Source organism: Actinopolyspora mortivallis DSM 44261 (genome assembly GCF_000384035.1).
GTDB classification, from domain to species: Bacteria; Actinomycetota; Actinomycetes; order Mycobacteriales; family Pseudonocardiaceae; genus Actinopolyspora; species Actinopolyspora mortivallis.
The window spans coordinates 3867869-3886812 of record NZ_KB913024.1; the positions used below are offsets into that span (position 1 = coordinate 3867869).

The window sequence follows — 18944 nt, forward strand, 5'->3', positions numbered from 1 at the left end:
CCGCTTCACACGACCGCGAGAGGCCGACCGACGAGGTAGGAGCGTCCCCGACAAGTGTCCGAGCTGGTGATTCAGCTGACCAGAGTAGGGTTTCTCGCCCTGCTCTGGTTGTTCGTACTGGCAGCACTGCGCGTGGTGCGTTCCGACCTGCGGTCGGCCTCCGGACTGAAGGTGCCCGTACCGGGCTCCGAGAAGAAGGCCTCCGGCAAACAGCCCCGCACCGCACCGAAGTCGAAGTCACCACGCCAGCTGGTGGTCACCGAGGGTGCGTTGGCGGGAACCCGTATCACACTGGAAGGTCGCCCCATCATGATCGGTCGCGCCGACGACTCCACGCTCGTCCTGGACGACGACTACGCCTCGACGCGGCACGCGAGGCTGTCGATGCAGGGCCAGGACTGGTATGTGGAAGACCTTGGCTCCACCAACGGCACATACCTCGATCGGGCTAAGGTCTCGGGGCCGACCAAGGTTCCGGTCGGAACTCCCATCCGCATCGGCAAGACCGTGATCGAGCTGCGCTCATGACCCTCGTTCTCCACTACGCGGCCCGCAGTGACCGTGGTCTGGTTCGTTCCAACAACCAGGACTCGGTCTACGCCGGCCCACGACTCCTCGCCATCGCGGACGGCATGGGTGGGCACGCGGCAGGTGAGGTGGCCAGCAAGGTCGTCATCGCCGCGCTCGCCCCACTGGACGACGACGAGCCGGGCGACGACCTGCTCGGTCATCTGCACGGTGCCATGCTGTCCGGCAACAACGCGATCTCGGAGCTGGTCGCCAGCGATCCGGATCTCGACGGGATGGGCACGACCCTCACCGCGATACTGTTCGCGGGCAGCAAACTCGGACTGATCCACATCGGTGACTCCCGGGCCTACCAGGTCAGGAACGGCGAGCTCACCCAGATCACCCACGACGACACCTTCGTGCAGTCGCTGATCGACGAGGGCAGGATCACCGAGGAGGAGGCCGCCAGCCACCCGCAGCGCTCGTTGCTGCTGCGCGCCCTCACCGGACACGAGGTCGAACCCAGCCTCGCCGTCCGCGAGGCCCGCGCCGGGGATCGCTACCTGCTCTGCTCCGACGGTCTGTCCAGTGTGGTCAGCGAAGAGACCATTTCCGAGGCACTGCGGATCGACGACCCGCAACAGTCCGCGGACAGGCTGATCGAACTCGCCCTGAGGGGCGGGGGGCCGGACAACGTCACCGTGATCGTGGCCGACGTGGTCGACGTGGAGTTCGGCGACGACGCCCCGATCGTGGCCGGTGCCGCCGGCTTCGGCGAGCAGCCGACCCAACCACAGCCCGACTCGGCGGCGGCCCGGGCCTCCGCTGCCACCCGCCCCCCGCGGGAACCGCAACGGGACGAGGTCACGAGTCCACCCCCGGACCCTCCACGACGCAGGCGATGGTTACGGGGCATGGTGGTCGCCTGTGGCGTGCTGGCACTGTTCGCGGGTCTGGTGTTCGCGGGCCGGTGGTGGGTGTTCAGCCAGTTCTACGTGGGAGTGGACCAGTCCCGGCACGTGGCCATCTTCCAGGGCGTGCAGGGAAGCGTGCTCGGAGTCAGCCTCAACCGACGCCTGGAGGGATCCTGCCCTCCCAGCGCCGCCGAAGGGTGCGAGCCCATCGGCGTCAAGGACCTGAAGGAGGCGCAGCGCTCCAACGTGACCGACGGGATCACCCAGCTCAACAGCCTGGAGGACGCCCGCCAGACGGTGCACCGGCTGCGCCTGACCGCCCTGCTGCCCCCGTGCGAGTCCACCGAGAACAAGAAGGACGAGCGACGCGAGGACGGAAACGGCTCCGAACGGAACGGCGCGGACAACGACTCCGGAAACGAGCAGGCCTCCGGTGACTCCGCGACCTCAGCGCCCCCCCAACAGGACGAGAACCGTCCTCCCGAGGGGAGTTCCGCCCGGAACACGCCGGAGGAGACCCAGCCCGAGGGAACCCCGCTGCGATCCGAGGAGCCGAACCCGGGTGTCAACTGCCGGACGGTGAGCTGATGGCCAGCACAGCGACCGACCCGGGAAAGCCGCGCCCGCCGGGCACGGGATCCCAGGAGAGCTCGGCCCCGTCCCAACCCACCCGGCGCGGCGTCGAACTGGTCATGCTCGCCTTCGCCGCCGTGATCGTCACCTCCGCACTGACCCTGGTCAGCATCAACCAGAACTCCCAGCCCACCACCCAGATCCTCTACTACGGGCTGGCCTTCCTCGCGCTGTTCGGCCTGGCACACCTGGCCGTGCGCCGCTGGGCCCCCTACTCCGACCCGCTGCTGCTGCCCCTGGTCGCCTTCCTCAACGGCATCGGGCTGGTTCTGATCCACCGGGTCGACCTCGGCAACGCGGCCGAAGCCGCCCGCACCGGAAGGACCTTCAACGCAGCGGCCCCCTCCCAGGTGATCTACACCGCCCTCGGGCTGGTGCTCTTCGTACTGCTGCTGGCTTTCATCTCCGACCACCGGTCCCTGGCCAAGTACGCCTACACCTGCGGACTGACCGGGCTGGTGGCGCTGGCGCTGCCCGCCGTGCTGCCGAGCGTCATCGCCCCCTCGATCAACGGGGCGAAGCTGTGGATCCGCCTCGGCCCGCTGTCCTTCCAGCCCGCCGAGTTCGCCAAGATCCTGCTGCTGGTCTTCTTCGCAGCCTTCCTGGTCTCCAAACGGGAACTGTTCACCACGGCGGGCAGACGCTTCCTCGGCATCGACTTCCCCCGCGCCCGCGACCTGGCACCGGTGCTGGTCGCCTGGGCCGCCTCCATCGGGATCGTGGTGCTGGAACGCGACCTGGGGACCTCGCTGCTGTTCTTCGGGATCGTGCTGGTGATGATCTACATCGCCACCGAACGCGCGGTGTGGATCATGATCGGGCTGTCGCTGTTCGCCTTCGGCTGCGCGCTCGCCTACCCCCTGTTCAACCATCTCCAGCAACGGGTCGACGTCTGGCTGAACCCGTTGACCAGCGAGTCCGGCTACCAGCTCCGTAAGGCGCTGTTCGGGATGGCCACCGGCGGCATCGGTGGTTCCGGCCTCGGCGGGGGGTACCCGTCCATCGTCCCGTACGCGGAGAGCGACTTCATCCTCATCACCGCGGCCGAGGAGCTGGGACTGCTCGGGCTGGCGGTACTGCTACTGGTCTACATGCTGGTGACGACCCGGGGACTGCGGGTGGCACTCGCCGCCCGGGACTCCTTCGGCAAGCTGCTGGCCGGCGGGGTGTCCTTCGCGGTGGCCCTACAGGTCTTCGTGGTCGCCGGAGGCGTCACCGGGCTGATCCCGCTGACCGGGCTGACCACACCGTTCCTGGCCGCCGGGGGCTCCTCCCTGGTCGGCAACTACATGTTGGTGGCGTTACTCATGCGGATCTCGGACTCGACCAGACGACCCCAGCAACCGAGTAAGCCCCGGCCCCAACAACCCCCGATCGCCGAAGCACACACCGAGTTGGTGGAGCGTCCACGATGAACAAGCCACTGCGTCGGGTTGCGACGGCCATGATGGCGATGATCGTGCTGTTGCTGGCCAACGCCACCTACGTGCAGGTCATCCGCGCCGATGAGCTCCGCTCCCAGCCCGGCAACAAGAGGACCCTGTACGCGGAGTACTCCACCCCGCGGGGGCAGCTGATCGCCGACGGCAAGCTGATCGCCGGTTCCGAACCCACCGGTGACAAGCAGTTCAAGTACAAACGGGTCTACTCCGACGGGCCGGTCTACGCCCCGGCCACCGGCTACTACTCGTTCATCTACGGCTCCAGTGGGGTCGAGAACGCCGAGCGGGAGGTCCTCAACGGCAACGCCGACTCGCTGGCCCTCAACCGGCTGCGGGGCATGCTGACCGGCAGGGACAAGCAGGGCGGCAACGTCGAGCTGACCCTGGACCCGCGGATGCAGCGCACCGCCTACCAGCAGCTCGCCGACGACGGGGTGCGCGGCTCGGTGGTGGCGCTGAACCCCAGCAACGGGGAGATACTGGCCATGGCCAGCTCACCCTCCTACGATCCGAACCGACTGGCCACCCTCTCCTCGGAGAAACAGCAGCAGGCCTGGGAGGAACTCAGCGACGCCCCCCACGATCCCATGATCAACCGGGCGACCTCGACGCTGTACCCGCCGGGGTCCACCTTCAAGCTGATCACCGCGGCCGCCGCGCTGGAGACCGGTGACTACGACTACGACACCCCGGTGACGGCCGCGTCCTCGATCGAGCTCCCGAACAGCGACGCCACCCTGCCCAACTACGGCAACAGCACCTGCGGTTCCATGCCCACCGCGCCGCTGTGGGAGGCGATGGCCCGCTCCTGCAACACCGCCTTCGCCGAGATAGCCGGGGACGTGGGGGAGGAGAAGCTCCGCGAGACCGCACGCGAGTTCGGATTCGGTCAGAAGATCAACATCCCCATGAGCGTCGCCCCCTCCTCTCTCGGGGAGATCGAGGGCCCCGCCCCCCTGTACCAGACCGGGATCGGACAACGTGACGTCCGCATGACCCCGATGCAGAACGCCATGGTGGCCGCGGCGATCGCCAACGACGGGGAACTGATGAAACCGCACCTGGTGAGCAAGACCCTCGCCCCGGACATGTCGGTGCTCGAACGCACCGAACCGGAACGGATGGGCCAGGCGGTTCCCGAGGACATCTCCCACACCATCCGCGACATGATGGTCAAGGCCGAGCAGTACGCCGGGGACGAGGGAAAGATCACCGGCGTGCAGATCGCCTCCAAGACCGGAACGGCCCAGCACGGTGAGGGCAAGGACCCCCACGGCTGGTACGTCGCCTTCGCCCCCGCCGAGAATCCGAAGATCGCGGTCGCCGCCGTGGTCGAGGACGGCGGCAACGTCGGAGCCAACGCCACCGGAAGCAAGATCGCCGCCCCCGTGGCGCGCGCCGTGATCCGCGCCGGACTGCAGGGGGGTGGCTGACGGGTGCCGAACTCCGGTCAAACGCTGGCCGAACGCTATCGGCTCACACAGCGCATCGCGGTCGGTGGGATGGGTGAGGTCTGGCGTGCCGTGGACACGCGCCTGGACCGGACGGTGGCCGTCAAGATCCTCAAGCCCGAGCTGTGCGGGGACGCGGAGTTCCTCCACCGTTTCCGCACCGAGGCCCGCACCACGGCCGCGCTGAACCACCCCGGCATCGCCGCCGTGCACGACTACGGCGAGACGGCCGCGGTACCGGACGGCCCCGAGGACACCGCCTACCTGGTGATGGAACACGTGGAGGGCGAACCACTGGCCGCCATCCTCGCCAGGGAAGGCCGCATCACCGCCGAACACACCCTGGAGATGCTGGAGCAGGCGGGCAACGCGCTGCACGCCGCCCACCGGCGCGGGCTGGTGCACCGGGACGTGAAACCGGGAAACATCCTGGTCACCCCCGACGGGACCGTGAAACTGACCGACTTCGGCATCGCCAAGGCCGCCGACGCGGCACCGGTGACCCGCTCCGGCGTGGTCATGGGAACCGCCCACTACATCTCACCGGAACAGGCGCTGGGCGGGGAGGCCACCCCCTCCAGCGACGTGTACTCGCTGGCCGTGGTCGGCTACGAGTGCCTGCGCGGACACCGCCCGTTCCTGTCCGACAACGCCGTGACCGTGGCGATGATGCACATCCGCGACCTGCCTCCGCCGCTACCACCGGACGTGCCGCCGGGTACCCGGGCTCTGATCGAGGCCACCCTCGTCAAGGACCCCCGCAGACGCTACGGCGAGGGCGGGGAGTTCGCCAAGGCGGTGGCCAGCGTGCGCGCGGGCAAGCCGTTGCCCGCCCCGCTCTCCCTGACCTCCGCGCCGACGGCCGTCTCGCCGCCGCAGCAGGCTCCCCCGCCACAGCCGGGTCAGCACCAGCCCCACCAGGGGCCTCCGCCGCAGCCGCTCGGAGCCCAGCACGTGCCTCCCCCGCACTCCGGCGGCCCGGGCGGGCCACGCCAGCCCACCGGCCACCGGCGACACGGGACGTTTCCCGCCACGGGAACACACTCCGTTCCCGGCACACCCGGAAACTCGCCGGGCACGGGTGCCGCCGCCTCCGTGCGTCCGCATCCGGCCGGTACCACGGTTCCGCCCGGGGTCATCCCCCCGCAGGTCCCGCCGGGCACCGCCCCCGGGACCGTCGGCCACTCCCCGTGGGGAGGCTCTCCCAAGGGGAAGCGGATCGTTCTCTGGGTGGTGCTCGCCGTGGTGGCGGTGTTACTGCTCGGATGTGGCCTGGCGTTGGCCTGGTACCACAACCGCTATGATTTCTCCCCGTTCGGTGGTTCCGACGGGATCGACACGGCCATGACCGGTTCACGGGATGCGCAAGTTCACACGGAGGACCGTGTGAGATTGCTCGATTTCGCTTCGTCGGGGGAGTTCAAAACGCGCTCGGTACGGCATCCTGAGGGACGGCTCTCGCCCACTCCCACCTCGGCGATCCGCTCGTGGGCATCCGACACGGACCGAAAACAGCCGCCCTCGCCGACTGCCGAGCGGGCCGGAACGGACCCCTCCGCGTGGGGTGAGGCAGACAACGCCGGGACGTACGAAGTCGGGGGAACCGCGCACCGCGCCCGGACCTGGACCCGCTCGGCAGCGGCAGGTTCTCGGGGCAACTTGATGGGACGCTCGTGGACACAGATCGGGACGACGCAGCGATGAGCTCACCGCGACTTCTCTCCAACCGCTACGAGATCGAGGACGCCCTCGGTTACGGCGGTATGTCCGAGGTACACCGTGGCCGGGACGTCCGGCTCGGCCGGGATGTCGCAGTGAAGGTGCTGCGCGCCGACCTGGCCAGGGATCCCACCTTCCAGCTGCGTTTCCGCCGGGAGGCCCAGAACGCCGCCGCGCTGAACCACCCGGCGATCGTGGCCGTCTATGACACGGGCGAGACCGACTCGGAGAACGGTCCGCTGCCCTACATCGTCATGGAGTACGTCAGCGGCCGGACGCTGCGCGACGTCGTCAAGAGCGAGGGCCCGCTCGCGCCGCGCCGGGCGATGGAGGTTATGGCCGACGCCTCCGCCGCGCTGGACTACAGCCACCGCAACGGCATCGTCCACCGCGACGTGAAACCGGCCAACATCATGATCACCGACTCCGGCGCGGTGAAGGTGATGGACTTCGGCATCGCCCGGGCGGTGGCCAACGGCCAGGCCGCCGTCACCCAGACGGCGGCGGTGATCGGAACGGCGCAGTACCTCTCCCCGGAGCAGGCACGCGGGGAGACCGTGGACGCCCGCAGTGACGTCTACGCCTCCGGGTGCGTGCTGTTCGAGCTGCTGTGCGGACAGCCCCCGTTCACCGGCGACTCCCCGGTGGCGGTGGCCTACCAGCACGTGCGGGAGCAGCCGGACAAGCCCTCCGAGCACAACGCGCAGGTTCCCGCCGCCTTGGACGCCGTGGTGCTGAAGGCCCTCAGCAAGCACCCGGACAACCGCTACCAGTCCGCCGCCGAGATGCGCACCGACCTCGTCCGGGTGCTCTCCGGCCAACGGCCGCAGGCTCCCCTGCTGGTCCCCGAGGGGGAGGAGCCGACCGAGCGTACGGAGGAGCCCCAGCCCACCCGTGTGCAGCCCGAGGCCGCCGCGCAGCCGGACACCGCCGCCGTCCCCCCGGTGGACGACGGGGACGACGACAGAGGCGGCCGCAGACGGCGCCGGTGGACCATCGGTCTGGTCACCGTCGCGTGTGTGGCCGCTTTCGCGCTGCTCAGCGGACTGGCGGTGATGATGTTCGGCGAACAGCAGCCGGAGAAGATCCAGCTCACCGACGTCACGGAGAAGCGCGTCGAGGTCGCCGAGAGCGAACTGAGCGAGGCGGGCTTCACGAACGTGGATGTTCGGGAGAAGAACTCCGCCAACGAGAAGGACGGCATCGTGCTGGCGCAGGACCCCGGACCGGGCCGGTACGCACCGGACCGGCGGATCATCCTGGAGGTGGGAGCCGGTCCCGGGCAGGTGAAGGTGCCGGACCTCAGCGACATGACTATGGGGGAGGCCCGGCAGGCCCTGGAGGAGAGGAACCTCAAGCTCGGCCTGGAGCCCGAGTACCGGGAGGTCGAGGACCAGAGCAAGGTCGACAGGATCCTGGAGCAGAGCGAGGACCCCGGCAGCATGGTCCCCGAGGGAAGGGTCATCCAGGTCACCGTCGGTAAACCCGTGCGGAAACAGCAGGTCACCGATGTGACCGGTTTCCGGCTGGAGCAGGCGAAACGGGCCCTGACCAGCGCGGACTTCAAGGTCCGCACCAAGGAGGTGGACTCGCCCGAAACCGCCAACACCGTGGTTCGGCAGAACCCGACCGGCGGGGCCAGCGTCCCGGTCGGCTCCACGGTCACGCTGTTCGTGTCCAACGGTTCCCAGCTGAACATGCCGGACCTGACCGGACTGAGCCCGGAGAGGGCCAAGGCCGAACTCCGCGACAAGGGCTTCGAGGGCACCGTCTCCACGGCGGAGAAACCGGTCGAGGACCCCAGCAAGGAGGACACGGTGGTCTCCACCTCCCCCTCGGCCGGTTCCACGATCGACAGGAACCAGAACGTGACCCTCCACGTGGGCACCGAGGCGGACAGCCCGACCTCGTCGACCACGCCCTCCAGCAGCGAGGACTCGGACTTCCCCATCTGAGGACCCCGTGGCCCCGGTGCTTCGGCGCCGGGGCCGCGGCACCTCGGAGCCTCGTCGTGCCGACACCCGACCACCCCGGCGGCCCACGGCGGAAGGACCCCTTAGAGTCGCGGTATGAGCTCGGGGGAAGGAAAACGGGTCTCGGAGACCGTCGAATGCTATGTGCACCGGCTCGACGCCGGTGACGTCCCCGGCGTGTTGCGGCTGTTCTCCGAGGAGGGTGTGGTCTCCTCCCCCATGCAGGGCAAGATCCCGGCCCGGGAGTTCTACCCGGAGCTGGCCGCGACCCTGCAACGCGCCGACATCACCGCGCAGGAAGTCTTCGTCTCCACCACCGACCCGCACCGCGCGGCCGTGCACTTCCGCTACGACTGGGTGGCCGCGGCCGAGAACCCGCCGGACTTCGACTGCATCGACGTGATCACCGTCGACGCGCAGGGACTGATCTCCGAACTCCGCTTCGTCTACGACACGCATCCGCTGCGGGTGGCCTGGCAGGACGCGTTGGACCGACTGCGCTGACCCGGCACCCCGCCCGGCGCGGCGGATACGCGCCGGAGGACTCCTCAGCGCAGCGCGTTCGCGGCCACCTCCCGCATCCCCTGCTCCAGGCGGTCCACGGTCCGCGGGTCCGGTGGGTGGCCGGCCGCCTCCATCCAGTTGGCCAGCATCCGGTGCCCGCCCTCGGTGAGCACCGACTCCGGGTGGAACTGCACCCCCTCCAGCGGCAGCTCACGGTGCCGAAGCCCCATGACGACCCCACCCGCCGTGCGCGCGGTGACCTCGAACTCCGAGGGGACGGTGTCCGGACGGACCGTCAACGAGTGGTAGCGCGTGGCCACCACCGGGTGCGGCAGACCGGTGAACACCCCGACGCCCTCGTGGTGGATCTCGCTGGTCTTGCCGTGCAACAACTCGGGGGCCCGCTCGACCGTGCCGCCCCGGGCCGCCCCGATGGCCTGGTGCCCGAGACACACTCCCAGCAGCGGGACACCGTCGGCGGCACACTCGGTGACCAGCTCCATGGACCTGCCGGCGCGCTCCGGTGTCCCCGGCCCGGGGCTGAGCAGCACCCCGTCGGCGCCTTGCACCTCGGCGTCGGTGACGGCGTCGTTGCGGCGCACCACGCACTCCGCCCCCAGCTGCGCCAGGTACTGCACCAGGTTGTAGACGAAGCTGTCGTAGTTGTCGACCACCAGAACACGCACGGGGCCAGCCTACGGGTAACACCGCCGGGACGGCGACCCGTCCCGGCAGGCGGGTCGCGGCCGCGCACGGCACCCGGAACACCCGATTCGCGCGGTGTACTGGGACGACGCTCACAGCCCGGCCAGCCGGAACGGATCGGATGCGATAGCCTGCGCTTCTCGTGGACCCAGCATGCCCGTCGACGCGGAACACGGCCCGACCGTGACACCCACGGGGGACGCTCACCGAGGTGGGCCCGCTGTCACCCAGCGGGTCGCGAAACTGCTGCGCGGACTTCCCCGGGCCAGCCACCCGGCACGGATGGTGGTGATCGGGTTCGGACTCGCCGTGCTCGTCGGCACGGTGCTGCTGAAACTGCCCGCGGCGGCCCAACACGGCAGCACCGACTGGGTGACGGCCGTGTTCACCGCGACCTCGGCGGTGTGTGTCACCGGGCTGGTGGTGGTCGACACGGCCACGCACTGGTCCGGATTCGGCGAGCTCGTGATCCTCGGACTCATCCAGGTGGGCGGCCTGGGGATCATGACCATGGCCTCGCTGTTGGGGATGCTCGTGGTGCGCAGGTTGGGACTGCGGATGCGCCGCACCGCCCAGACCGAGACCAAGAGCCTGGGGCTGGGGGACATCCGCTCGGTCATCGCCGGGGTCATCAGCCTCAGTCTGGTGATCGAGATGCTCGTCTCCGGCGCGCTCACCGCCCGGTTCGCCCTCGGCTACCACCAGCCGCTGCCCCAGGCCCTCTACTTCGGCGTGTTCCACGCGGTCTCGGCCTTCAACAACGCGGGCTTCGCGCTGTACCCGAACAGCCTGGAGCGCTACGCCACCGACCCGTGGGTCTGCCTGCCCGTGCTGGTCGCGGTCGTGACGGGCGGGATCGGGTTCCCCGTGCTCTTCGAGCTCGGCCGAAGACTGCGGGGCAGGCGCAGGCGCTGGTCCCTGCACGCCAGGGTCACCCTGGTCACCTACACGGCCCTGCTGCTCGTCGGGACGGTGGCGTTCGCGGCCTTCGAGTGGAACAACGCGCGAACCCTGGGCGAGTTCGACACCGGCGGCAAGCTGCTCGCCGGGCTGTTCCACGGGATCACCCCCCGCACGGCCGGGTTCACCACCCTCGACGTCGGTGAGATGCACCCGGCGACACTGCTGGTCACCGACGTGCTGATGTTCGTCGGCGGCGGCAGCGCCGGAACGGCGGGCGGGATCAAGGTGACCACCTTCGCGCTGCTGGCCTTCGTCATCCTCGCCGAGGTACGCGGCGAGTCCCAGGTGCACGTGGCCGGTCGGCGCCTTCCCGCCAGCGTGCAGCGCCAGGCGCTGACCGTGGTGCTGGTGGGCGTGGGCATGGTGTTCGTCGCGACCCTGCTGCTGTTGGTGCTGTCACCCTTCCGGTTGGACGCCGTGCTGTTCGAGTCCGTCTCCGCGTTCGGTACCGTCGGCCTGTCCACCGGCATCACCGAAGGACTCCCCCAGCCGGGTCAGCTGGTGCTCGTGGTGCTGATGTTCACCGGCAGGCTCGGTCCGATCACCCTGGCCTCGGCACTCGCGCTGCGGGAACGCGGGCGCCGGTACGACTTGCCCGAGGAGCGACCGATCGTTGGCTAGACAGACGCAGAGAATCCGTCACTCCCGCGTGGTCGTCATCGGCCTGGGCCGTTTCGGCGGTTCCCTGGCCGTGGAGCTGGTCCGGCGCGGTTCCGAGGTGCTGGCCCTGGACAACCGGCCCCACCTGGTGCAGCAGTTCTCCGACGCGGTCACCCACGCGGCCGTGGCCGACACCACCGACCCCGAGGCACTGCGCCAGCTCGACGTGGCCGACTTCCGCCGGGCGGTGGTCGCCATCGGCGACGACCTAGAGGCCAGCATCCTGACCACCTCGCTGCTGTCCGACTTCGAGATCCCCCACATCTGGGCCAAGGCCGTCAACCGCCAGCACGGACGCATCCTCGAACGGGTGGGGGCCCACCGGGTGGTGCTGCCCGAGCACGACATGGGCGAGCGGGTGGCCCACCTGGTCACCGGGCGGATGCTGGACTACATCCAGTTCGAGGACGACTACGCCATCGTCAAGACCCGCGCCCCGGGCGCGGCCGTCGAGCGCCCCCTGGGCGAGACCCGGGTGCGCAGCAAGTACGGCGTCACCGTGGTGGGCATCAAACGGCCCGGCGAGGGGTTCACCTACGCCACCCAGGACACCGTGCTGCACCACGGCGACATCCTCATCGTCTCCGGCCGCTCCCACGACGTGGAGAAGTTCGCCGACCTCACCTGACCGGAGGTGGGTGGTTCCGGACCAGAGCCCCGCCACCGGTGGGCTCGCCCACGGTGACTCCCGCTCACTCCAGGGTCGGGTCGGTGAACGGCAGCATCGGCTCCACCCACGGGAAGACCACGAACAGCAGCACCGTCACCACCACCGCGACCAGCACCACGGCCTGCACCACCTTCACCGGCACCGAACCGGGCAGGTGCCTCCAGATCCACGCGTACACACACCACCTCCGGATGCCACCACGGCAGCCACGTCCGCGACCCGTTACCGCCCCAGCTCGGGGGGTTTCAGCTCGGGCCGGTCGGCGACCTTCGGGTAGCGCTTGGTCAGCACTCCGTGCACGATCATGCGTTTCTCCGCCGAGTACCGGGGGTGACAGGTGGTCAGCGTGATCAACCTGCTGCGCCACTGCTCGGGAACGGTTCCACGTGGCTGGCCGGGCACCGGGTTGATCACCTCTCGGCGGGTCGGTTCCACCACGGTCCTGCCGAGCACCCCCTGGTAGGGCCCCCCGATCGGAGCCACTCCGGAACACCGCCGTCCCCGCTGCTCGGGATCCCATCCGTCGACCTCGCCGCGCAGCGGCAGCACCCGGTAGACGTACCACTGGCTGTCCGTCTCGACGACCAGCGCGTCGCAGGACTCCAGCTCGTCCAGCTCGGCGAACGGGGCCATGCGTCCGGCGCGGTGCCCGGCCACGGCGAAGTTGCCCCGTTGACCGGGCAACGCGCTCTCCGCGTAGTGACCCGGCCCGGCGGACAGCGTCGACTGGTCGGTGCCCTCCAGCACCGTGAACGGGAAGTCCGGTCCCAGGGCGGGCACGTGCAGCCGGGCGAAGCCCTCCCCGGCGACGGGGTCGACGGGTTCCTCGGCGTCGGCGGGGTCGTGCTGCCACCGCTGTCGCAGCTGCTCGGTGGCGCGTGCCTGCTCCCGCGCGGAGAACCAGCTCGTCACCCGGAGTTCGTAGAAGACGAACAACAGCACGACCAGCCCCAGCGTGATGCACACTTCCCCGAGTCCGCGCAGCACCGGGCGCAGGCGGGACGGCCGTTCGGGTGGGGGGCTCTGTGCCGGAATCCGTGTGGTGGTCACCATGTGCTCCTCGACCCGTTCCCCTCGTCGTGTAGGAAAGCAGCATACGGCTGTTCGGAAAATTCCGATATTGCGTTAACGTGTGGGTGCAAGAGGGTCGCCGCGGGGCGATTCGGTACGAGTTCCGGCCTCCGGCGCGGGACGGTGTCGGTTCGTCCGGATGCTCGTGAGTGGTCCCGCCGCGACGCACCGACCATGTCGAGGAGGTCGATCCGGCCGTGTGCGTAACGCGGTGGCGGGTCGGCCGAACCATCCGGCGAGGACACCATGCCCAAGTCAAAGGTCCGCAAGAAGACCTCCTCTCCCCCACCGGTCGACCGCCGCACCCCGGTGAAGGCGAAGTCGGCGGGTCCCTCGCATCCGATCTATGTCGGCGTGATGCTCGGCATGATGCTGCTGGGGCTGCTGTGGCTGGTCGTCAACTACCTGGCGGGTCCGAAGATCCCCTTCATGGCCGAGCTGGGCCCGTGGAACTTCGCCGTCGGGTTCGGGCTCATGATCATCGGACTGCTGATGACCATGAAGTGGCGGTGACGGCGGCGCGAAACGCCCGTCCCGGAATCACACGGGTGTAATCCATCCCCATGTGGACAACTCCTGTGGACAACTCGCGAGGAGAGCCGTGCACACTTCCGCCGACCCGTCGCGGTCGTCCACCGACCGAACCCACCGGTGGCGCTACCCGCCGGTCCTGCTCAGGCTCAACTGGGCGACGACCTGCTTCCTGGTGGTGACCACCCTGCTGGCCCCCGACGGTATGGACCGGGTGCTCTCGGGGACGGGGGCACTGCTGATAGGTGTCGTGAGCGGGGGGCTGAGCTACCTCCAGCCGCGCCTGCGGGCGGATCCCACCGGGATCACCGTGCGCACACTGCGCGGCCCCCGCACCTGGAGCTGGGAGCAGGTGTCGGTGCGCGGCAGGATCGTCCCCCGGCTCGGACTGAGGGTCTCCGTACTGGAGCTGGACGTCCCCGAGACCGACGTGTCCGGCGGGCTGATCGTGATAGGACGCATGGAGCTGTACGCCGATCCCTTCGAGGTCGCCGAGACGCTCAACGGGCTGAAGTCCGGCTGATCCCACCGGGGTCCCGCACACGCTGCTCGGGCGTTCAGGAGAGCCGCACGCACTGCGTTTCGCCGCGCAGCGTCCCGCAGACCACGTCGCCGAGCATGGCGTCCCGGGTGAGCATCGCGGCGAGCACCACCACCAACAGCGCCGCGAGCGCGCCCGCCTGCCACATTCCCCGCCGGTGGGCGGGCGCGTAGATCAGCGCGGCCGTGGCGGCCGTGCCGAGCACCAGCCCGCCGAGGTGACCGAGCAGCGAGATACCGGGGATGGTCACGGTCAGCAGCACGTTGATGCCGATCACCAGCAGGATCGGCCGCATGTTCAGCTTCAGCCGCCAGGCGGCCACGGCGATCCCGCCGAACAGGCCGTACAACGCGGCCGAGGCACCCACCACCGGGGCGAACACCGCGCCGAACAGGAAGACGAACAGGCTCCCGCCGAGCAGCCCCAGCAGGTACACCGCCAGGAACCGGAGCCGGCCGAGCAGCATCTCCAGCTCCCGGCCCACGATCCACAGCGCGACCATGTTGACCAGCAGGTGGATCATGCCCTGGTGCAGGAAGCCGGAGGTGACCACGCGCCACCACTGCCCGGCGGCCACCGGCGGGGGAGCCATCGCCCACTGCTGGAACAGCTCGGAGCGGAAATTCGCCGTGGGGGACCCGGCCTGCACGGCGGTGAACAGGAAAATCGCGATGTTCAGCGCGATCAGCACCGGAACGAGCACCGGCTTGGTGCCCAGCCGGGCCCCGGCCACCGTCACCGGCTGCCGGGTCTCGCGCCGCGACTGCCGGAGGCAGTCCACGCAGTGGTAGCCCACGCTGGCCTCGCGCAGGCACTCCGGACAGGCGGGGCGCTCGCAACGCGTGCAACGCAGCCCCGTGGGGCGGTCCGGATGACGCACACACACCGGCATGGCGTGGGCGTCATCCGGTCCGCCGGACTGTTCGGGCGGAACGGTCACCACGAACCCCACTGCGACGGGCGGGCCCGAGCGCGGTGCGGCGCGCGCCGCGCGGGCTCAGGACTCCGCGGACTCTTCACCACGGTCGATGGTCACCTTCTCGATGACGATGTCGTTGACGGGACGATCGCCCTGACCGGTGGCAGTGTGAGCGATCTCGTCCACCACGTTACGCGACTCCTGGTCGGCGACCTCGCCGAAGATGGTGTGTTTGTAGTTCAACCACGTCGTGGGAGCCACCGAGATGAAGAACTGCGAACCGTTGGTGTTCGGCCCGGCGTTGGCCATCGCCACCAGATAGGGGCGGTTGAACTGCAACTCCGGGTGGAACTCGTCGGCGAACGTGTAGCCGGGGCCGCCACGACCGGTTCCGGTCGGATCACCGGTCTGGATCATGAACCCGTCGATGACCCGGTGGAAGATCACACCGTCGTAGAAGGGACCGGACCGTTCGCCCCGCGCGTTGGGCTCCGTGTAGTCCACGGTCCCCTCGGCGAGCCCGACGAAGTTGGACACCGTCTTGGGGGCCTGGTTCGGGAAGAGGTTGATCCTGATGATCCCCTGGGTGGTGTGCAGGGTCGCGGTGACCGTCTTCCCCACAAGCGATCCGTTTTCTTCTGCCACCCTCTCATCCTCCCATCACCGAGCACACCGGATGCCGCAGGGTGCAGGATGGAGTTTGATCGTCAGCCACGGCGCGGTACCCGGAGAGCGAGCCACACGGTCCCGTGCCGACCGTCCGCCGAACCGGCGGGACGAACAACCGGATACCCGAGTGGCCGGCTCTACGGAGCCCCGACTAGGAGGCGAGAACGATGGACGAAGTCGAAACCCTGTCCCGCGCGGGCGAGAACGTGGGCAAAGCCGTGGGCACCGGGGTGCGCAGCGCCCGGCACGGTGCGCGGCGGGCCCGGCACGCCGGTTCGGAGGTGACCAGGCAGGCGGTGGCGCTGGCCGAGCAGGAGCTGGCCGCACGTGGGATCTCCACCGACGACCTGCAGGAACGGATCGCCCAGCGGGCCACCGGCATGTCCCGCAAGGAGCTGGCCAAGCGGAGCGAGAAGGCCCGCAGGAAGTGGGAGAAGCGGGCTGCCAAACAGCGTAAGCAGCTCGCCGAGGGGGCCAGGGAGTTCGCCGAGCGCATCGAGCCGGCCAAGCCCCGGCGGCGCAAGTGGCCGTGGCTGCTGTTGATCCTGGCCGGGCTGGCCGGGGCCGCCGCGGCGGCGCTGTCCCGCCGTCCCGAGGAACTGCCCCCCGAGGAGGGGAGCTTCCCCGTGGGGGACACGGGCTCGCAGCCCCCGGCCTCCTCCACCGAGAACGGCCAGGTCTCCGGGGTCCAGTCCGAGCAGGGTCAGCACCACTGAGACGAGTTCGACCGAGCCGGGCGGGTCCGTGACGGGCCCGCCCGGTTTCGTTCGTCCCCTGCCCGGAACGCGAACACCGACCGCGCGTGTCGGAAAATTCCCCCTGAAAGGACCAAAAAGAGAGCCGGAACCCGCGTCATGCCCGCCCGCCGCGCCCGTCCCGTCCACAGCGGGTGACTCCGGGGGGATCACCCGCCCCGAATACCGCATTCGGGACCCCGGTCGCCGGTGTGCACGGGAGGGCGACCGACGGGAGCGGAGGGGAACCCGAGAGCGGGGAGTCGGGTTCCCCTCCACCGGCCCACACGAACCGAGAGGACGAAAGGAGCCACTCCGCGGCGCGAACCGCGCGGCACCGCCGAGAACCCCGCCCCCTCCGCCGCGGAACGGACCCGTTCCGGACGAGGCGGACCGCACCTTCCGGGCGAGACCCACCACACGCCGAGCCCGTTGCCCGGCTGATGTCGGGGCCGGCAGTCAGAATCACGGTGCCCGGGTTCCCGAACGGAACGGGAGGAGACGATGAGCGAGCACACCACGGACGAGGAGCTGAACCCGATCTTCGCCGAACTCACGCGCGAGATGCCCGACCCGACCGAATCCGACCTGACCGTCTCACCCCCACCGGAGTTCGCCGAACTGCTCGTCAACGAGGCACTCAGCGGCAGGCACCGTGAGAGCGAGGACGACACGGTGACCACCATCTCGGTCGCCGCCGAGGGGCAGGACTCCGCCGGAGCCGGACGGCACTCGCACGCCGAGTCCGAGCGGTAGGAGTTCGCCCCGGCCGTCGGGAGCTCGGGTCACCGGCCCCGCCGGGCTCCCGGCGGGAACCCGCCTGACAGCGCCCGGGAGCACACCGCCGTATCGTGGTCAGCGGTGGGGGAACCCGGAGCACGCCACGCGCCGAGCCGGGACCGTCGACCGTGTCCGTGGGCACCGCGCACAGGCATCCCGCGAGCGAAGGGGAGAACATGTCCCGGGGGACCGTGCCCGAGCTGCTGGAACGCAACGAGATCCCCGAGCTGCAGCAGTGGCTCGCCGAGCACCAGCCGCACGAGATCGCCGACGAGATCGCCCGCGCCGACGAGCTGGGCGCCGTCCTGCTGTTCCGGCTGCTCGGCAAGGACGAGGCGCTGACGGTGTTCGAGGAGCTCGACCCACCCGAGCAACAGAAGGTGCTCTCCGGCCTGCGGGACCACTCGTTCCGGGAGCTGGTCGAGGCCATGGACCCCGACGACCGCGTGCGGCTGCTCGGGGAGTCCCCGGCCAAGTTCGCCCACCGGGTGCTGGCCGGGCTCAGCCCTCCCGAACGGGCCACCACCGCCGCGCTGCTGGGGTATCCGGAGGGCTCGGTGGGGCGTTTCATGACCCCGGAGACGGTGACGATCCGCCAGAACATGACGGTCTCCGAGGCCCTGGACCGGGTGCACGACCGGGGGGCCGACGCCGAGACCGTCTACACCCTGCTGATCGTCGACGACCAGCGGCACTTCATCGGCACGGTCTCCCTGCGGGATCTGGTGCTGGGTTCCGCGGGGCAGCGGGTCTCCGAGTTCGCCGAGACGGACACACCGCGTGTGAAGGCCACCGACGACGCCGAGGACGCGGCCCGGCTCATGCAGGACGCCAACCTGCTGGACCTGCCCGTGGTGGACAGCGAGGACCGTGTGCTCGGGCTGTTGACCATCGACGACGCCGTGGACCTCATCGAGGCCGCCGACAGCGAGGACATAGCCCGCCAGGCCGCGGCCACCCCGTGGAGCGGGCACTACATGTCCGCCTCGGTGCTGCAACTGGCGCGGTCCCGCATCGTCTGGCTGCTGCTGCTCATCGTCGCCGCCACGCTGACCGTCAACGTCCTGCAGTTCTTCGAGTCCACGCTGGAGGAGGTGACCACGCTGGCGCTGTTCGTGCCGCTGCTCATCGGCACCGGCGGCAACGCCGGGGCGCAGGCGGCCACCGCCTCCGTGCGCGCCCTGGCCGTGGGCGAGGTCCGCACCGGCGACATCCTGCGGGTGGCCTGGCGCGAGTGCCGGGTGGGACTCACCCTCGGACTCGCGCTCGCGGCCATCGGCATGGTCCTCGGCACGGTGTTCGTGCACGTGCGGGTGGCGGCCACCCTCGCCGTCTCGTTGATCGCCGTGTGCTCGTGGGCGGCGATGATCGGGGCCTCCATGCCGCTGCTGGCCAAGCGGGCCGGGATCGACCCGGCCGTGATCTCCACTCCCCTGGTGACCACCCTGGTCGACGCCACCGGGCTGATCATCTACTTCCTAGTGGCCCGGGCGTTCCTGGGACTGTGACCGCGGCTCGGTACCGCCCGCCCCGGGCAGGGGAGACCTTCCGAGTC

At 69.8% G+C, this 18944-nt stretch carries 19 protein-coding genes; 14 read left to right on the top strand and 5 right to left on the bottom strand.

The genetic code is table 11. The features are described from left to right. Window positions 1-54: 54 nt before the first annotated feature. The 7 genes from ACTMO_RS0118145 to ACTMO_RS0118175 all read left to right on the top strand — a co-directional run bounded on the left by ACTMO_RS0118145 (window position 55) and on the right by ACTMO_RS0118175 (window position 9146). Window positions 55-528, top strand: coding sequence for an FHA domain-containing protein FhaB/FipA (locus ACTMO_RS0118145; RefSeq protein ID WP_019856102.1), 474 nt, complete (start codon window positions 55-57; stop codon window positions 526-528). Continuing rightward, window positions 525-2012 (top strand): PP2C family protein-serine/threonine phosphatase, encoded by a 1488-nt coding sequence (locus ACTMO_RS0118150; protein WP_019856103.1) that lies wholly within the window; start codon window positions 525-527, stop codon window positions 2010-2012. Before ACTMO_RS0118145 ends, ACTMO_RS0118150 begins: the two co-directional genes overlap by 4 nt. After that, complete coding sequence (locus tag ACTMO_RS0118155; protein ID WP_019856104.1) at window positions 2012-3472, top strand: FtsW/RodA/SpoVE family cell cycle protein; 1461 nt, start codon at window positions 2012-2014, stop codon at window positions 3470-3472. Before ACTMO_RS0118150 ends, ACTMO_RS0118155 begins: the two co-directional genes overlap by 1 nt. Continuing rightward, window positions 3469-4932 carry a peptidoglycan D,D-transpeptidase FtsI family protein gene (locus ACTMO_RS0118160; RefSeq protein ID WP_026449375.1) on the top strand — a complete coding sequence of 488 codons (1464 nt, stop codon included), beginning with the start codon at window positions 3469-3471 and terminating at the stop codon, window positions 4930-4932. Before ACTMO_RS0118155 ends, ACTMO_RS0118160 begins: the two co-directional genes overlap by 4 nt. Before the next feature lie 3 nt (window positions 4933-4935). Beyond that, window positions 4936-6654 (top strand): serine/threonine-protein kinase, encoded by a 1719-nt coding sequence (locus ACTMO_RS24205; RefSeq protein ID WP_019856106.1) that lies wholly within the window; start codon window positions 4936-4938, stop codon window positions 6652-6654. Next, the gene (pknB, locus tag ACTMO_RS0118170) at window positions 6651-8624 is read left to right on the top strand and encodes a Stk1 family PASTA domain-containing Ser/Thr kinase (RefSeq protein ID WP_019856107.1); all 1974 of its coding nucleotides are present in this window, start codon (window positions 6651-6653) and stop codon (window positions 8622-8624) included. The genes ACTMO_RS24205 and pknB overlap by 4 nt, the downstream gene beginning before the upstream one ends. 114 nt (window positions 8625-8738) lie before the next feature. After that, window positions 8739-9146 (top strand): nuclear transport factor 2 family protein, encoded by a 408-nt coding sequence (locus ACTMO_RS0118175; RefSeq protein WP_019856108.1) that lies wholly within the window; start codon window positions 8739-8741, stop codon window positions 9144-9146. A gap of 44 nt (window positions 9147-9190) precedes the next feature. Here the strand turns inward: ACTMO_RS0118175 and ACTMO_RS0118180 are convergent, their stop codons facing one another. Next, the gene (locus ACTMO_RS0118180; protein WP_019856109.1) at window positions 9191-9832 is read right to left on the bottom strand and encodes an aminodeoxychorismate/anthranilate synthase component II; all 642 of its coding nucleotides are present in this window, start codon (window positions 9830-9832) and stop codon (window positions 9191-9193) included. A 172-nt stretch (window positions 9833-10004) separates the two neighbouring features. Here ACTMO_RS0118180 and ACTMO_RS0118185 point away from each other — a divergent pair, with 172 nt between their 5' ends. After that, window positions 10005-11435, top strand: coding sequence for a TrkH family potassium uptake protein (locus ACTMO_RS0118185; RefSeq protein WP_019856110.1), 1431 nt, complete (start codon window positions 10005-10007; stop codon window positions 11433-11435). A 28-nt stretch (window positions 11436-11463) separates the two neighbouring features. After that, window positions 11464-12102 carry a potassium channel family protein gene (locus tag ACTMO_RS0118190; protein WP_019856111.1) on the top strand — a complete coding sequence of 213 codons (639 nt, stop codon included), beginning with the start codon at window positions 11464-11466 and terminating at the stop codon, window positions 12100-12102. 64 nt (window positions 12103-12166) lie between these two features. On the opposite strand, the gene ACTMO_RS23345 is transcribed toward ACTMO_RS0118190, so the two are convergent. Further along, window positions 12167-12322 (bottom strand): hypothetical protein, encoded by a 156-nt coding sequence (locus ACTMO_RS23345; RefSeq protein ID WP_019856112.1) that lies wholly within the window; start codon window positions 12320-12322, stop codon window positions 12167-12169. A 44-nt stretch (window positions 12323-12366) separates the two neighbouring features. Next, the gene (locus ACTMO_RS0118200; RefSeq protein ID WP_019856113.1) at window positions 12367-13197 is read right to left on the bottom strand and encodes a class E sortase; all 831 of its coding nucleotides are present in this window, start codon (window positions 13195-13197) and stop codon (window positions 12367-12369) included. A 264-nt stretch (window positions 13198-13461) separates the two neighbouring features. Between ACTMO_RS0118200 and crgA the strand changes: the two genes are divergently transcribed. Beyond that, window positions 13462-13728 (top strand): cell division protein CrgA, encoded by a 267-nt coding sequence (crgA, locus tag ACTMO_RS0118205; RefSeq protein ID WP_019856114.1) that lies wholly within the window; start codon window positions 13462-13464, stop codon window positions 13726-13728. An 88-nt stretch (window positions 13729-13816) separates the two neighbouring features. Next, entirely contained in the window at window positions 13817-14269 is a 453-nt protein-coding gene (locus ACTMO_RS21465) for a PH domain-containing protein (RefSeq protein ID WP_019856115.1), read from the top strand. Window positions 14270-14303: 34 nt separating this feature from the next. Here the strand turns inward: ACTMO_RS21465 and ACTMO_RS0118215 are convergent, their stop codons facing one another. Together ACTMO_RS0118215 and ACTMO_RS0118220 are read right to left on the bottom strand one after the other, a co-directional pair. Continuing rightward, on the bottom strand, window positions 14304-15227 hold the full coding sequence (locus ACTMO_RS0118215; RefSeq protein WP_033402063.1) for a rhomboid family intramembrane serine protease: 924 nt from the start codon (window positions 15225-15227) through the stop codon (window positions 14304-14306). Window positions 15228-15284: 57 nt separating this feature from the next. Continuing rightward, window positions 15285-15851, bottom strand: a complete 567-nt coding sequence (locus ACTMO_RS0118220; protein WP_169509084.1) for a peptidylprolyl isomerase — start codon at window positions 15849-15851, stop codon at window positions 15285-15287. Between the two features lie 191 nt (window positions 15852-16042). Here ACTMO_RS0118220 and ACTMO_RS0118225 point away from each other — a divergent pair, with 191 nt between their 5' ends. The 3 genes from ACTMO_RS0118225 to mgtE all read left to right on the top strand — a co-directional run bounded on the left by ACTMO_RS0118225 (window position 16043) and on the right by mgtE (window position 18897). Then, window positions 16043-16591 (top strand): hypothetical protein, encoded by a 549-nt coding sequence (locus tag ACTMO_RS0118225; RefSeq protein ID WP_019856118.1) that lies wholly within the window; start codon window positions 16043-16045, stop codon window positions 16589-16591. A gap of 522 nt (window positions 16592-17113) precedes the next feature. After that, entirely contained in the window at window positions 17114-17365 is a 252-nt protein-coding gene (locus tag ACTMO_RS0118230; protein ID WP_019856119.1) for a hypothetical protein, read from the top strand. 200 nt (window positions 17366-17565) lie between these two features. After that, window positions 17566-18897, top strand: coding sequence for a magnesium transporter (mgtE, locus tag ACTMO_RS0118235; protein WP_026449377.1), 1332 nt, complete (start codon window positions 17566-17568; stop codon window positions 18895-18897). Window positions 18898-18944: the final 47 nt, after the last annotated feature.

Excerpts from the sequence above, each read along its gene's own strand:
- ACTMO_RS0118150 (WP_019856103.1), top strand. The coding sequence starts at position 525 with ATGACCCTCGTTCTCCACTACGCGGCCCGCAGTGACCGTGGTCTGGTT.
- ACTMO_RS0118155 (WP_019856104.1), top strand. The coding sequence starts at position 2,012 with ATGGCCAGCACAGCGACCGACCCGGGAAAGCCGCGCCCGCCGGGCACG.
- ACTMO_RS0118160 (WP_026449375.1), top strand. The coding sequence starts at position 3,469 with ATGAACAAGCCACTGCGTCGGGTTGCGACGGCCATGATGGCGATGATC.
- pknB (WP_019856107.1), top strand. The coding sequence starts at position 6,651 with ATGAGCTCACCGCGACTTCTCTCCAACCGCTACGAGATCGAGGACGCC.
- ACTMO_RS0118175 (WP_019856108.1), top strand. The coding sequence starts at position 8,739 with ATGAGCTCGGGGGAAGGAAAACGGGTCTCGGAGACCGTCGAATGCTAT.
- ACTMO_RS0118185 (WP_019856110.1), top strand. The coding sequence starts at position 10,005 with ATGCCCGTCGACGCGGAACACGGCCCGACCGTGACACCCACGGGGGAC.
- ACTMO_RS0118200 (WP_019856113.1), bottom strand. The coding sequence starts at position 13,197 with ATGGTGACCACCACACGGATTCCGGCACAGAGCCCCCCACCCGAACGG.
- crgA (WP_019856114.1), top strand. The coding sequence starts at position 13,462 with ATGCCCAAGTCAAAGGTCCGCAAGAAGACCTCCTCTCCCCCACCGGTC.
- ACTMO_RS0118225 (WP_019856118.1), top strand. The coding sequence starts at position 16,043 with ATGGACGAAGTCGAAACCCTGTCCCGCGCGGGCGAGAACGTGGGCAAA.
- ACTMO_RS0118230 (WP_019856119.1), top strand. The coding sequence starts at position 17,114 with ATGAGCGAGCACACCACGGACGAGGAGCTGAACCCGATCTTCGCCGAA.
- mgtE (WP_026449377.1), top strand. The coding sequence starts at position 17,566 with ATGTCCCGGGGGACCGTGCCCGAGCTGCTGGAACGCAACGAGATCCCC.